Source organism: Ottowia oryzae, assembly GCF_003008535.1.
Taxonomy (GTDB): domain Bacteria; phylum Pseudomonadota; class Gammaproteobacteria; order Burkholderiales; family Burkholderiaceae_C; genus Ottowia; species Ottowia oryzae.
In genome coordinates, this window is the sequence record NZ_CP027666.1 from 3,463,330 (window position 1) to 3,475,574 (window position 12,245).

The 12,245-nt window shown below is 69.8% G+C and carries 14 protein-coding genes; 11 read left to right on the forward strand and 3 right to left on the reverse strand.

Features of this window, described 5'->3' with window-relative positions; all coding sequences use genetic code 11:
- Positions 1 to 86 precede the first annotated feature (86 nt).
- Together C6570_RS15820 and C6570_RS15825 are read right to left on the reverse strand one after the other, a co-directional pair.
- Positions 87 to 689 (reverse strand): nitroreductase family protein, encoded by a 603-nt coding sequence (locus tag C6570_RS15820; RefSeq protein WP_106704067.1) that lies wholly within the window; start codon positions 687 to 689, stop codon positions 87 to 89.
- A 149-nt stretch (positions 690 to 838) separates the two neighbouring features.
- Complete coding sequence (locus C6570_RS15825) at positions 839 to 1,222, reverse strand: cupin domain-containing protein (protein ID WP_106704068.1); 384 nt, start codon at positions 1,220 to 1,222, stop codon at positions 839 to 841.
- 224 nt (positions 1,223 to 1,446) lie between these two features.
- Between C6570_RS15825 and C6570_RS15830 the strand changes: the two genes are divergently transcribed.
- The 6 genes from C6570_RS15830 (at position 1,447) to C6570_RS15855 (ending at position 7,988) form a co-directional block, all read left to right on the forward strand.
- Positions 1,447 to 2,325, forward strand: a complete 879-nt coding sequence (locus C6570_RS15830) for a hypothetical protein (protein WP_106704069.1) — start codon at positions 1,447 to 1,449, stop codon at positions 2,323 to 2,325.
- A gap of 112 nt (positions 2,326 to 2,437) precedes the next feature.
- Positions 2,438 to 3,046 carry a sigma-70 family RNA polymerase sigma factor gene (locus C6570_RS15835; RefSeq protein ID WP_245896224.1) on the forward strand — a complete coding sequence of 203 codons (609 nt, stop codon included), beginning with the start codon at positions 2,438 to 2,440 and terminating at the stop codon, positions 3,044 to 3,046.
- On the forward strand, positions 3,043 to 4,791 hold the full coding sequence (locus C6570_RS15840; RefSeq protein ID WP_106704070.1) for an ankyrin repeat domain-containing protein: 1,749 nt from the start codon (positions 3,043 to 3,045) through the stop codon (positions 4,789 to 4,791). Before C6570_RS15835 ends, C6570_RS15840 begins: the two co-directional genes overlap by 4 nt.
- Positions 4,792 to 4,998: 207 nt before the next feature.
- Entirely contained in the window at positions 4,999 to 5,790 is a 792-nt protein-coding gene (locus C6570_RS15845) for an SDR family NAD(P)-dependent oxidoreductase (RefSeq protein ID WP_106704071.1), read from the forward strand.
- A 458-nt stretch (positions 5,791 to 6,248) separates the two neighbouring features.
- On the forward strand, positions 6,249 to 7,127 hold the full coding sequence (locus C6570_RS15850) for a metallophosphoesterase (RefSeq protein ID WP_164675552.1): 879 nt from the start codon (positions 6,249 to 6,251) through the stop codon (positions 7,125 to 7,127).
- 315 nt (positions 7,128 to 7,442) lie between these two features.
- The gene (locus C6570_RS15855; RefSeq protein ID WP_106704073.1) at positions 7,443 to 7,988 is read left to right on the forward strand and encodes a PaaI family thioesterase; all 546 of its coding nucleotides are present in this window, start codon (positions 7,443 to 7,445) and stop codon (positions 7,986 to 7,988) included.
- A 344-nt stretch (positions 7,989 to 8,332) separates the two neighbouring features.
- Here the strand turns inward: C6570_RS15855 and C6570_RS15860 are convergent, their stop codons facing one another.
- The gene (locus C6570_RS15860; RefSeq protein ID WP_245896225.1) at positions 8,333 to 9,001 is read right to left on the reverse strand and encodes a TetR/AcrR family transcriptional regulator; all 669 of its coding nucleotides are present in this window, start codon (positions 8,999 to 9,001) and stop codon (positions 8,333 to 8,335) included.
- Positions 9,002 to 9,590: 589 nt separating this feature from the next.
- Here C6570_RS15860 and C6570_RS15865 point away from each other — a divergent pair.
- Genes C6570_RS15865 through C6570_RS15885 form a run of 5 tightly spaced genes read left to right on the forward strand, consistent with a single transcriptional unit; the run spans position 9,591 to position 12,242 of the window.
- Positions 9,591 to 10,094: a VOC family protein gene (locus tag C6570_RS15865; RefSeq protein WP_106704758.1), complete on the forward strand. Its 504-nt coding sequence runs from the start codon at positions 9,591 to 9,593 to the stop codon at positions 10,092 to 10,094.
- Positions 10,095 to 10,132: 38 nt separating this feature from the next.
- Positions 10,133 to 10,594, forward strand: coding sequence for a VOC family protein (locus C6570_RS15870; RefSeq protein ID WP_106704075.1), 462 nt, complete (start codon positions 10,133 to 10,135; stop codon positions 10,592 to 10,594).
- A gap of 32 nt (positions 10,595 to 10,626) precedes the next feature.
- Positions 10,627 to 11,025, forward strand: coding sequence for a VOC family protein (locus C6570_RS15875; protein ID WP_106704076.1), 399 nt, complete (start codon positions 10,627 to 10,629; stop codon positions 11,023 to 11,025).
- Between the two features lie 2 nt (positions 11,026 to 11,027).
- Positions 11,028 to 11,735, forward strand: coding sequence for a glutathione S-transferase family protein (locus C6570_RS15880; protein ID WP_106704077.1), 708 nt, complete (start codon positions 11,028 to 11,030; stop codon positions 11,733 to 11,735).
- Between the two features lie 9 nt (positions 11,736 to 11,744).
- A complete protein-coding gene (locus C6570_RS15885) occupies positions 11,745 to 12,242 on the forward strand; it encodes an SRPBCC family protein (RefSeq protein ID WP_106704078.1) in 498 nt (165 codons plus the stop codon).
- Positions 12,243 to 12,245: the final 3 nt, after the last annotated feature.

The window sequence follows — 12,245 nt, forward strand, 5'->3', positions numbered from 1 at the left end:
GGCCTTTTTTCATGATGTTTTGATGCGCCAGCGCTGGTGCATACAGCGCTGGCAGCTATCAAAATCAGTGCAAACCTGCCATCCGTTCAGCGCACGGTCTTGAAGCGCACGTCATCGGCGATGAACGTCTTCTCAGGCAGCGGCGCTTCGTTGGAGCCAAAGGGCATTTGAGCGCGCAGCTTCCACGATGCGGGCACGCCCCAGGTCTTGGCGACTTCGGCGTCGATCAGCGGCGCGTAGTGCTGCAGGCTGGCGCCAATGCCGGCTTCGGCCAGCGCCGTCCACACTGCGAATTGCGCCATACCGGCCGAGTGCTCGGAAAACACGGGGAAGTTGTCGGCGTACAGCGGGTACTTTTGCTGCAGGTCCTTGATGACGTCCTGGTCTTCATAGAACAGCACCGTGCCCGCGCCGGCGGCGAAGGCGTCCATCTTCGCGTCGGTGGCGGCGAAGGCGTCGGCCGGCACCATCGGGCGCAGGGTTTCTTTGGTGATCTCTTTCCACAGCTTCTGGCTAGGGGCGCCAAACAGAATCAGGGCGCGCGAGCTTTGCGAGTTGAACGACGAGGGCGTCAGGCGAATCGCCTCGCGGATCAGGGCGTCGACCTGCGCTTCAGGCAGGGGCAGCTTGGCGCCCAGGGCGTACTGCGTGCGACGCTTCGTGAACAGCGGGATGGCGTTTTGGGTCATGAGAAAAACGGTTGAAAGTAACGAGATAAAGGCATTCGGGCCAGCGCGCCGACTGCACGTTGCCGAACTGAACAAAGTCTATTGCAATGCAGCAAAACGTGCCCGCGCGGCACGGGATGCGCTGGCGCAAGTAGGGGCTGCGCCGTGCCTCAGGCGCGCACGAAGAGCGTGACCAGCGCATCGTCGCCCAGCAGGCGGCTGCGGTGGCCGTGCAGCTTGGCGTCGAACGTGGCGCCGGGCGGCAGCGTGTCGTTGGAATAGAAGCACTCGCCCGGGCCGAAAACGCGCGTGCTGCCATCCTGCAGGCCGATCTCCATGCGGCCTTGCAGCACGACCAGCCATTGCGGCGTGGTGGTGCAATGAAAGTCGCTGGCGAACCCGGCAGGGCTGCGGCGGAACTGGCAGCCCCCCGAGGCCTGCAGCGCCGACAGCCGCGTCAGGGGCGTGCCCTCGTCCAGCGCCACGGCGGCGTCGCGGAAGCGGGCGCGCCCATCGACGTCGGTGAACAGCTCGGGCAAGGTCAGGGCGGTCATGGTGGCGGCAGGCTCAAGGCAAAAAAGCGAGTGTAGGCCGGCTTGCGACGCGGCGGGCCCCAGCGCCCGGCCCGGCGACGGCAGGTGGGTTGCGCGAACCGCCTCCGTGGGCTGCCTCGTCGGTTTACCAGCCGATACAAAGTGGCCCGTTCACGGCAACCCCATACGGGCCTCGGTTTCGTTGGAGCTCCTACCTCATCGTTTTTTCTTGAAGGAGCCCTTGCATGAAAACCCCTCGCCTTGCCCTCGCAGCCACCCTTGCCGCCGCCACCGCCTGGCTGGCGCCGCCCGCGCACGCCGTGGGCCGCCTGATCGACGTGAACGTGATCGACCGCGACAGCGGCACGCAGTTGCCCGTGTACCGCCACAACGGCCAATGGTGGGTGGCCGGACGCCCCGGCGCCCGCTACGCGGTGCAGGTGCGCAACGCCACGGGTGAGCGCGTGATGGGCGTGATGTCCGTCGACGGCGTCAACGTCATCAGTGGCGACACCGCTTCGTGGGACCAATCCGGCTACGTGCTGTCGCGCTACCAAAACGCGCAGATCACGGGCTGGCGCAAAAGCCGCGACGAGGTGGCGGCGTTTCATTTCACCGCGCTGCCCCATTCCTACGCGGCGCGCACCGGCCGCCCCGACAACGTGGGCGTGATTGGTGTGGCCGTGTTCCGCGAAGGCGACGTGCCGCCGCCGCGCCCGCTGCCCCGCCCGGCGCCGCGCTATGAGAGCCCGGCTGCCGGCGAACGGTCCGCTGGTGTGGCCCGCAACCAGGCCAGCCCAAGCCCAAGCGCAAGTGCCCGCGCCGAGGCCGCCCCGGCCGACGCCGAAGTCGATGCGTGGCAGTCGCAAAAGTCCGCCCCCGCCACGCCCCGCCTGGGCACCGGCCACGGCGAGCGCGAAGCCTCTTACAGCGGCACCACGCCCTTCGAGCGGCGCAGCGGCCAGCCGGACGAGGTCATCACCCTGCGCTACGACAGCCGCGACAACCTGGTCGCCATGGGCATCATCCCGGCGTACGCACCGCCGCCGCCCGGGCGGCCCGACGCCTTTCCAGAGTCGCCCGATGCACGCTACGTGCCCGACCCACCCCGCCGCTGGCGCTGAGCTCCGCACGGCCCGCGTTCGCACGCGGCGCCCAGGCGCTCGCCCGGGCCCGTGGCGCGCGGCTGGGCGCGCCCAGCCCGCGCCGCCTTTCGCGCTGGCCATAATCCGCGCCATGCCGCCCGACGCGCTGCCCGCCGACGTTGACCTGATGCGCGCCTACGCCGCGGGCGACGTGCGCGCGTTTGAAACGCTGTACACCCGCCACGAACGGCGGCTGTGGCGCTTTGTGCTGCGCAGCGTGGGCGACGCCCCCACCGCTGACGAGCTGGCGCAGGACGTGTGGCTGCGCGTGGCCCAGCAGGCCGAGCGCTACGCGCCCAGCGCATCGCGTGCAGACTTGCCGCCTGCGCGTTTCACCACCTGGCTGTTCACCATCGCGCGCAACCGCGTGGTGGACCACCTGCGCGCCAGCCGGCCGATGCACAGCCTGAGCGCCAACGACGACCACGATGAAGACGCCCCCAGCCTGGCCGACACACTGGCCGCGCCTTCCGGCTTCGGCCCCGTGCGCCGCATTGAAAACCGCCAGCAGGCCGAACAGTTGCTGGCCGCCGTGCAGGCGCTGCCCGATGACCAGCGCGAAGCCTTTTTGCTCCAGGCCGAGGGCGGCATGAGCGTGCAAGACATCGCCGCCGCCACCGGCGTGCCCTTTGAAACCGCCAAGAGCCGCCTGCGCTACGCCCGCGCGGCGCTGCGCCGCACCCTGGAGACGCTGGCATGACCGCGCCGACGATGCCCCCCAAGGACGACGACGAACTGCTGGCGCGCTACCACGAAGCCAGCGCGCTGGACGCCGCCGCACCGGGCCAAGCGCTGCGCGCCCGGGTGCTGGCGCAGGCGGCGCAGGTCGCGGCGCAGCGGGTGGCCGGCGAACCCGTTGGTGACAGCGCCGATGCGGCAGCCGCACCCGCTCAGGAATCCGTTGCGCCCGCCCGCGCGACACCCACTGGCAACCGCCCCGCCCTTTCGACAGCCGCCGCCGCACCCTCATCTGCCCGCCCTGCGCAGGCCGCGAACAACCACCGCTGGTATTTCTCCGCCGCCGCCAGCGTGGCCGTACTGGGCTTGGCGGGCCTGCTGGCGCTGCAGTTCGACCGCAGCTCGCCCGGCGACCAGGCCATTGGGCTGGGCCAACGACAGGCTCCTCCAGCAGCGGAGGTCGCGCCCGCCGCCGTGCCCGCCCCCGCCCCAGATTCCGCTGACGCCGCTTCGGACACGCCCGCGCCGGGCGAGGCACAAGACCTGGCGCGCGCGAGCGGCCCCAGCGCGCAACAACCTGTGGCCAAAGCCGACGCACGAACTGATTCACCCGCCCAAGCGGCAGGCGCCAAAGAAAAACGCAGCACCGACGCAGCGCGCGCCGCCCCCCAGCAAGCGCCGTTGGCACCGCCAAACGGCCAGGCACCGTCGCCCACGCCGCCTGCGGCGCCCGCCGCGCGCGCTGGCGAGCAGGCCGGGCGAGCACCATCGGCAAGCCCTGAGCCCTTGGGGCGCGCGGAATCTGCGCCGCCGCGTGCGCGCGCCCGCCCGGCCGAGGCTGCCGCAGACGAATCCAACGCGCCAGCCCCAACCGCACCTGCAGCAGCGCAAGCGCCTCTTCCTGCGCCCGCCAGCGCCAACGCCGCCGCAACGGGCGCCCCTATCCCGAACGCCGCACCGGCGCCGTCTGCCCGCGCACCTTCAGCGTACGCGGCGCCCGCGCCCTCATCTGCCGCTGCACTGCAAGCGCCAGCGCTGGCGGGGAAAGCGCCCAACGAGGATGCGGCAGCGCCAACGCTGCGCCAGCGATCGCCCCAAGCGTTCCCCTCACCGGCCGACAGCTACGCCACTCGGCCATCAGCGCCGATGGTTGCCGAGTCTTCTGCGGTGGCGCCACCCGCGCCACCCCCTGCGCAAGCATCGGCCAAGACCGCACCGCCGTCAGCCGGGCGCATGCGCTCCGCCGCGACGCCATCCCGCGCGCAGGACAGCGCAGGCGTGCCGCTCACCGACGCCGCGCCTTCAGCGCCGGTTGCAGCTGCGCCCCCCCCCCGCGCCCCGCTGGCGAAGCCGAACGCCGCCCCGCCGACCCATGAGCGAGCCGCGACACCGTCACCAACAGATTCGTCCGTCAGCGCCAGCGCACCCACACCCGGCACCGCGCAGCCTGGCGGTGCGCACGCCACGGCGCCCACCGCGTCCCCGGCACAAGACCTGTTGCGCGCTGCGCGCGCTGGCGACGCTGCGGCGGTGCGGGCTGCGCTGGCCGCCGGCGCCTCGCCCGACAGTGCCGATGCGCGCCAGCGCACCGCGCTGATGTGGGCGGCGCGCCGGGGCGACGCGGCGCTGGTGCGCCTGCTGGTCAACGCGGGGGCCGACGCTGGCCGCACCGATGTCGACGGCCAGACTGCTGCCATGCTGGCGCGCGCGGCCGGGCACGGCGCGCTGGCGGATTGGATCGAGCAGCGTGCCGGGCAGCAGCGCTGAAGCCGTTTCGCGCTCAGCGGATCGCCTCACCGCCCTGCGCCGCGCTGCCAGGCTGAGCCCCGCCCGCAGCGATCAGCCATGCAAGCCTCTGGCGGCGGCGCGCTAAGATAATCCGCATTTACTATATTTTTGATAGCTTCTGGCGCACGTCCCCCCTGCGCTAGCAGCCATTTTGACCACCAACCTTCTCAGCCGGAGCCCGAACCCATGTCCGCACCCACCGCCGCCACCAGCCCCATTTCCTTCGGCCTGCAAGGCCGCGTGGCCATCGTCACCGGGGGCTCGCAAGGCATTGGCGAAGCCTGCGTACGCCGCTTTGCGCAGGAACGCGCGCAGGTGGTCATCGCCGACGTGGCCGACGCGCGCGGCCAGGCGCTGGCGGCCGATCTGGGTGCCCTGTACGTGCACTGCGACGTGGGCGACAAGGCGCAGGTGGACGCGCTGGTGGCCGAGGTGCTGCGCGCGCACGGCCGCATCGACGTGCTGGTGAACAACGCGGGCATCTTCAAGGCGGCCGATTTCCTGGACGTGACCGAAGCCGATTTCGACGCCGTGCTGCGCGTCAATCTGAAGGGCGCCTTCCTGGTCGGCCAAGCCGTGGCGCGCGCCATGGCGCAGGCGGGGCGCGGCAGCATCGTCAACATGAGCTCGGTCAATGGCGTGATGGCCATCCCCACCATCGCCAGCTACAACGTCAGCAAGGGCGGCATCAACCAGCTGACGCGCGCCATGGCGCTGGCGCTGGCCGACAAGGGCGTGCGCGTGAACGCGGTGGGCCCCGGCACCATCGCCACCGAGTTGGCCGCCGCGGCAGTGCTGACCAGCGACGAGGCCAAGAACAAGATCATGATGCGCACGCCGCTCAAACGCCTGGGCGAGCCCAGCGAAGTGGCCGACGTGGTCGCCTTTCTGGCCAGCGACGCCAGCAGCTATGTGACGGGCGAAATCATCATGATCGACGGGGGCCGCATGGCGCTGAACTACACCGTGCCGGTGTGAACCGTCGCCGCCACGCACAGCAGCCTCCACTGCCCAAGCCCCTGCCAACCGGCCCACACTCGAATACGGCGACAGGCCATGCGTGGCGCACAGCGCGACTTTAGAGACGGCACTCAGGTGAATCCGCCCGCTCAGCCGCCAGCCGATCAGCGCCGCAAACACCGCGCCACGCCGCGCTGGGTGGCCAAGCGGTTGCCCACTTCGCCTGGCGCGTGCGGAAAAACACCACGCCTGTGCCAAGAATCTATGCGCCTGGGCATCTTCTGCAGGCCGGCGCACCGGTACCATTTCGGCCCTGAGCGCTTCTCGTTCACGCCATGGGCGCTCTCAAGGCGGTTGTTTTTCGCTTTGTTCGCGTCGGCCGGCAGGCGTTTTGCCGCTGGCGCTTCGCTTCGTTGACTTGGTTTCAAGCCGCTTATTCAAGCAGTCGGTTCTGCGCTTTCGCTCTTCGCCCCACCATGCTGGTCGCCCACATCACCGATCCCCACCTGAGTCTGGACACGTGGGCGCTGCCTGGTCACCCCGGGCCGGCGCAGGCGCTGCGCAACGCGCTGCGGCACGTGCAGGCGATCGATCCGGTACCTGAAGTGCTGCTGCTGACCGGCGACCTGACCGAAAGCGGCGCCGAGGCCGACTTTCGCACCCTGCGCCAGGTGCTTGACGAAACGCTGCCCTCGCCCCAGGCCGGCGGGCCGCTCGTGCTGGCCGTGCTGGGCAATCACGACGACCGGGCCACCGCCCAGGCGGTACTCGGCCACCTGCTGGGCCCCGCAGCCCACGGGGCGGCAACTGGCCCTGAGGATGGCGGCACCACGCCGCCCGCACCGCCCGCACCACCCGCGGGCCTGACCAGCCTGCACACCGAATACGGCGGCCTGCACTTCATCGGCCTGGACACCATGGTGCCCGGCCGCCCGCACGGCGAGCTGGACGACGCGCAGCTGGACTGGCTGGCCGCCACGCTGGCGCTCTGCGCCGGGCAGCCGGTGATGATCTTCATGCACCACCCGCCGCTCACGTCCGGCATGGCCGCGATGGACGCGTGCGGCCTGCTGCGCGGGCGTGAACGCCTGGCCGAGCTGGTGCGCGCGCACGGTGGCGTGCAGCTCATCGCGGCCGGGCACATGCACCGCGGCATCGTGGGGGCACTGGGCGGCGCGCCGGTGGTGGTGGCGCCGTCCTGCTCGCACCAGCTGGCGCTGGACCTGCGCCCCCAGGGCGGCCTGGCCGTGCAGATGGAGCCGCCGCAGGTCGGCCTGTACCGCTGGACGCCACAAGACGGCCTGGCCTGCCACTTCAGCCACGTGCAGGCCTACCCAGGGCCTTTCCCGGTCTGAACGCACCGCCGTGGCGTTGCGCAATTACGCAACGCCGCAACGAAATTCGCTCTTCTTTTTGAAGCAGCTTGCGCAGGCGCAGCGGGCGCTGGAGCCCGATTTGTCATAAATGCTTGATCGCCGCGCGATGCACCGGACGTGCCACGCCCCACTTCAGCCGCGGGCGCGGCCCCAAGCACCAAGCCCCCAGCGCATTCAAGCTGTCACCCAGGCGAGCGCCCCCGACGCCTTTCACGCCTACGATCTTGGCAGCGTCCTTTGACCCCCCCTGCAACCCATCGGCGCCCAGCGCCGCAGCCCCTTAACGACATTGCCATGACCGAAACCGACAACGCCCTCGAACAATGGCTGGCCGAAGAAAAAGTGATCCGCGAACGTGCGGCCACCGGCCCTGGCGCCGGGGTCACGCGGCCCGACCAGGCCGCGGGGCTGAGCGGCATGGAGCTGCTGCAGCGCATGCTGGCGGCGCAGCTGCCCTTTCCGCCCATCTCGGCCACGCTGGATTTCTTCCTGATGGAGGCCAGCCCGGGCCGGGCGCTGTTTCAGGGCGTGCCCGGCCCGCAGCTGCTCAACCCCATGGGCACGGTGCACGGCGGCTGGTACGCCACGCTGCTCGATTCCGCGCTGGGCTGCGCGGTGCACACGATGATGCCGCCTGGGCGCGGCTACACCACGGCCGAGCTGAGCGTGAACGTGGTCAAGGCGATTCCGCTGAAAGTGCAGCGCGTGCGCGCCGAGGGCAAGGTGATCCACTGCGGCCGCCAGCTGGCGACGGCCGAGGCGCGCCTGTTCGGCCCGGACGGCACGCTGTACGCGCACGGCACGACAACCTGCCTGGTGTTTGAGCTGCCCAAGGCCTGACCGGGCGGCGCCGCTGCCACCGACTGCGGGCAGCTTGCCAATTCTTTGCGGCAAGAAGGCACCTCAGCTTGCTGCGTTTGTGATAGCTACCAGCGCAGGCTGCACCAGCGCTGGCGCGCTTTTTATGTCTCTATCGCCACCGCTGAGCGGGTTGAATGACGCCAGCGCAGGCGGCAGCGCGGGGCGTCGGTACGGCGCGGGCTTTGCGCAGTGACCGCCACGCCGCGCTACCGATCCCTGCGGGGCCGGCACCTCAGCTCACTATTCTTTCGATAGCTTGCAGCGACCGTCCTGCCTGCGCTGCAAGCTGATTTCATCTGTAGGCGGCGCTTGCGCGGCCACCGTCACAACCCCTTCTTGACCATCGCCACCAACCGGTCAGCCATGGACTCGATCTGCGCCGCGCCCAGGCCGCGCAACGGGCCGTCCAGCGCCAGCATCGCCATGCCGTGCACCGACGACCAGGCCAGGAACTCGGCGCCGGGGCGGCGCGCGGCGCCCAACACGCCGCTGGCGACCAGCTGGTCCAGCGTGTCGCACAGGATCTGGAACGGGTCGCGCCCGCCGTCACCGCGCGCATCGGCACGCGGCTGCGCAGCGCCCACGTCGAACGGCTGGGCGGCGAAGGCGGCGCGGAACAGCCCCGGCTCGGTCTGCGCAAAGCGCACGTAGCCGGTGCCCACCGCCTTGAAGGCGGCGCGGGCGCGCTCGGGCGCCGCGGTGATGCCGCGCGTGGCACGGCGAATCTCGCGCTCCATCGCCCGCGCCAATGCGCCCAGCGCGGCGCCGCGCACGGCGTCGAACAGGTCGTCGCGGTTGGCGAAGTGGCGGTAGGCCGCGTTGGGCACCACGCCCGCGCGGCGCGTGGCCTCGCGCACCACCACGGCGGCGGGGCCGCCTTCGCGCGCCAGGGCGACGCCCGCATCCAGCAGCGCGCGGCGAAGGTCGCCGTGGCGGTAGGTTTCGCGGCGCTGGGGGATGTCGGCGGGGGGGAAGACGGATGCGTCTGGCAAGCTCGCCTCTGTGCGGGCGGGATTCGGTCGCGCCTTGACCATGGCTGGCTGAGGGTTAAATGTGGACGCCGTCCAGTTTACGGCAGAATGAAGTGGACGACGTACACATAACCGGCCAGGAGACACCATGCAGCCCAGCGCCTACGACAACGGATACGGATACGGAATCGCCCTCGCCGTGCCCGCCGCGCAGCGTGAGGCCTCTCCCCAGCTCGCCAGATCACCTCCGAATCGGCCCTACTGCTTCGCCGCCGCGCCGCGCTGGCAGTTAACGGACGCGGGACCGCGAAATGCCAACCAGATGAAACCGGGCGGCTCTCATGGACGGTTTCGCCAGCCACGGCCACGCGCGACCAAGGCCAGGCGGCCTTCATGGCCGACATTCACACGCCGAAACAGACGCCGCCCGATCGTCAGCGCATGATCTTTGGCGGCCTTCGCGAGCGGGTTTCGGCCTGACCCATCGGCCGCCCCTCCCCCGCGAAAGGCCACTGCCGCCGCCTTCCGCCGACCAGCTCTGTTGCTGAACCGCTTGTCCGCCGACACCTCGCCCCGTTCTGCCAACCCACCCACGTTCTTGGAGCCCGCCATGCCCAGCCTGCAACGCATCAACCCTTGCCTGTGGTTCAACGACCAGGCCGAAGAAGCCGCGCGCTTTTACGCCGGCATCTTTCCCAACTCCAGCGTCGACCTGATCACGCACTACAGCGACGTGGGGCAAGAGCAGCACCAGCGGCCACCCGGCTCGGTGATGACGGTGTCGTTCACGCTGGACGGCCAGCCCATGCTGGGCCTGAACGGCGGGCCGTTGTTCAAGTTTTCGCCCGCCGTTTCGCTGATGGTCAATTGCGATACGCAGGCCGAGATCGACCACTACTGGGCCCGCCTGGGCGAAGGGGGCGACCCGGCCGCGCAGCAGTGCGGCTGGCTGGCCGACCGCTACGGCGTGTCTTGGCAGATCACCCCGCGCCTGTGGGAGCAATTTCACAACTCGGCCAACGCCGCTGGCGCCCAGCGTGCGATGAAAGCCTTGATGGGCATGAAGAAGCTGGACATCGCCCAACTGCAGGCCGCCTTCGATGGCGCGGCCTGACGCCTCACCCATTCACCTATTCACCCCCGGAGCTCACCATGCAATTCACCCCCTACCTCACCTTCGACGGCAACTGCGCCGAGGCCATGGCGTTCTACGCGCAGCTGCTGGGCGGGCAGATCACGTACCAGGGCACCTTTGGCGAGATGCCTGCCGACGCGGGCATGCCGCCGTTGCCCGAGGCCGCCAAGAAGCGCATCATGCATGCGCACTTGGTGGTCGGCGCGCAGTCGATCATGGCGTCGGACACGCTGCCGGCCATGCCCGGGCAAGCCAATGACGGCTGCGGTGGCGGCTATCAAAAGCCGCAAGGCCTGTCCGTGTCGATCGGGGTGGAGACCGTGGCCGAAGGCCAGCGCATCTTCGAGGGCCTGACGCCCGGCGGCCAGGTCTCCATGCCCTTTGGCGCCACGTTCTGGTCACAAGGCTTTGGCATGGTGACCGACCGATTTGGCACGCCCTGGATGGTCAACGTCGTGTCCGAGCCGACCAAGGCCTGAGCAGCCCATTTCATTCGATCAAGGAGAGCGCGATGAACCCCAACCCCGTCGTCTGGTTCGAGATCTACGTGAACGACATGACGCGCGCCGTCACGTTCTATGAATCGGTGTTTTTCACCCAGCTCACGCCCCTGCCCACCCCAGTGGGCGACGACGGGGCCGCCGCCGCCGGCATGCGGATGATGGCCTTTCCCATGCAGGTAGCGGCGGCCGGCGCCGCGGGCGCGCTGGTCAAGATGGACGGCGCCGCGCCCGGCGGCGGGGGCACGCTGGTCTATCTGCGCTGCGACGACTGCGCCGTGGAGCTGGCCCGTGTCGAAGCGGCAGGCGGCAAGATCCACCGCGGCAAGTTTCCGATCGGCGAATACGGCCACTGCGCGCTGATCGTCGATACCGAAGGCAACCTGGTCGGCCTGCATTCGATGCGCTGACCATGTCGCTCACGCTGTACTACCGCCCCTTGTCGTCCTACTGCCACAAGGCGCTGGTGGGGCTGTATGAGCTGGGCACACCGTTCGAGCCAAGGTTGATCGACCTCAGCCAGCCCGACGACCGCGATGCCCTGGCCGCGGTTTGGCCGCTGGTGAAGTTTCCGGTGCTGCATGACAGCGCGCGTGGCCAAAACGTGGCCGAAGCGTCCGTCATCCTTGAATACCTGGATCTGTACTACCCCGGCGCCGAAGCGCTGTTGCCCGCCAACCGCGCCGACGCCCTGGCCGTCCGGCTTTGGGACCGCGTGTTCGACCTGCACGTGCAAACGCCCATGCAGCAAATCGTGGCCGACCGGTTGAAAGGCCAGCCCTTCGTGCGCCAGGGCCAGGCGCAGCCCGCGCTGCAGGCCATTGAACGCGCCTGGGGCCTGATCAACGGGCAGCTGCAACACGGTGCGCCGTGGGTCTGCGGCCCGCACTTTTCGATGGCCGACTGCGCCGCCGCCCCCGCGCTGTTCTTTGCCCACACCTTGCAACCCATCGACGAGCGCCACCCGCTGCTGCTGGCGTACTTTGATCGCTTGATGGCGCGCGCCTCGGTTGAAAGGGTGCTGCGCGAAGCCCAGCCCTACCTGCAGTTCTACCCCTTCCACGCGCTGATTGCCCCGCGCTTTCTGGACTCGCCCCCTTCCTCACCCGTACCTTTGTAGGCCAGCGCCATGCCCAACGACACCACCCCGCCCGCGCCAGCGGCCCACCCGTTCGACCTGGTGCTCACCCGCCTAATCGACGCACCCGCCGCCAAGCTGTACCGCTGCTGGACCGACGCGGCGCTGATCCCCCAGTGGTTCGTGCCCAAGCCCTGGACCATCTCGCAAGCCCAGTTCGACGTGCGCCCCGGCGGCGCCAGCCTGATCGTGATGCGCGACCCCGACGGCAACGAGTACCCCAACGCCGGCGTATACCTGGAAGTGCTGCCCGATCGGAAGCTGGTGTTCACCGACGCCTACACCGCCGGCTGGGTGCCGTCGGCCAAGCCTTTCATGACGGCCATCGTCACCTTCGAGCCCGAGGGCGCCAGCGGCCGCCAAACCCGCTACACCGCCATCGCCCGCCACTGGACGCAAGAGGCCCGCGAGCAGCACGAAGCCATGGGCTTTCACACCGGCTGGGGCGTTTGCGCCGACCAGATGGCGGCCCTGGCCGCCACGCTCTGAGCC

Coding starts and splice junctions, on each gene's coding strand:
- C6570_RS15820 (WP_106704067.1), bottom strand. CDS start 689: ATGACCCAAAACGCCATCCCGCTGTTCACGAAGCGTCGCACGCAGTAC.
- C6570_RS15825 (WP_106704068.1), bottom strand. CDS start 1,222: ATGACCGCCCTGACCTTGCCCGAGCTGTTCACCGACGTCGATGGGCGC.
- C6570_RS15830 (WP_106704069.1), top strand. CDS start 1,447: ATGAAAACCCCTCGCCTTGCCCTCGCAGCCACCCTTGCCGCCGCCACC.
- C6570_RS15835 (WP_245896224.1), top strand. CDS start 2,438: ATGCCGCCCGACGCGCTGCCCGCCGACGTTGACCTGATGCGCGCCTAC.
- C6570_RS15840 (WP_106704070.1), top strand. CDS start 3,043: ATGACCGCGCCGACGATGCCCCCCAAGGACGACGACGAACTGCTGGCG.
- C6570_RS15845 (WP_106704071.1), top strand. CDS start 4,999: ATGTCCGCACCCACCGCCGCCACCAGCCCCATTTCCTTCGGCCTGCAA.
- C6570_RS15850 (WP_164675552.1), top strand. CDS start 6,249: ATGCTGGTCGCCCACATCACCGATCCCCACCTGAGTCTGGACACGTGG.
- C6570_RS15855 (WP_106704073.1), top strand. CDS start 7,443: ATGACCGAAACCGACAACGCCCTCGAACAATGGCTGGCCGAAGAAAAA.
- C6570_RS15865 (WP_106704758.1), top strand. CDS start 9,591: ATGCCCAGCCTGCAACGCATCAACCCTTGCCTGTGGTTCAACGACCAG.
- C6570_RS15870 (WP_106704075.1), top strand. CDS start 10,133: ATGCAATTCACCCCCTACCTCACCTTCGACGGCAACTGCGCCGAGGCC.
- C6570_RS15875 (WP_106704076.1), top strand. CDS start 10,627: ATGAACCCCAACCCCGTCGTCTGGTTCGAGATCTACGTGAACGACATG.
- C6570_RS15880 (WP_106704077.1), top strand. CDS start 11,028: ATGTCGCTCACGCTGTACTACCGCCCCTTGTCGTCCTACTGCCACAAG.
- C6570_RS15885 (WP_106704078.1), top strand. CDS start 11,745: ATGCCCAACGACACCACCCCGCCCGCGCCAGCGGCCCACCCGTTCGAC.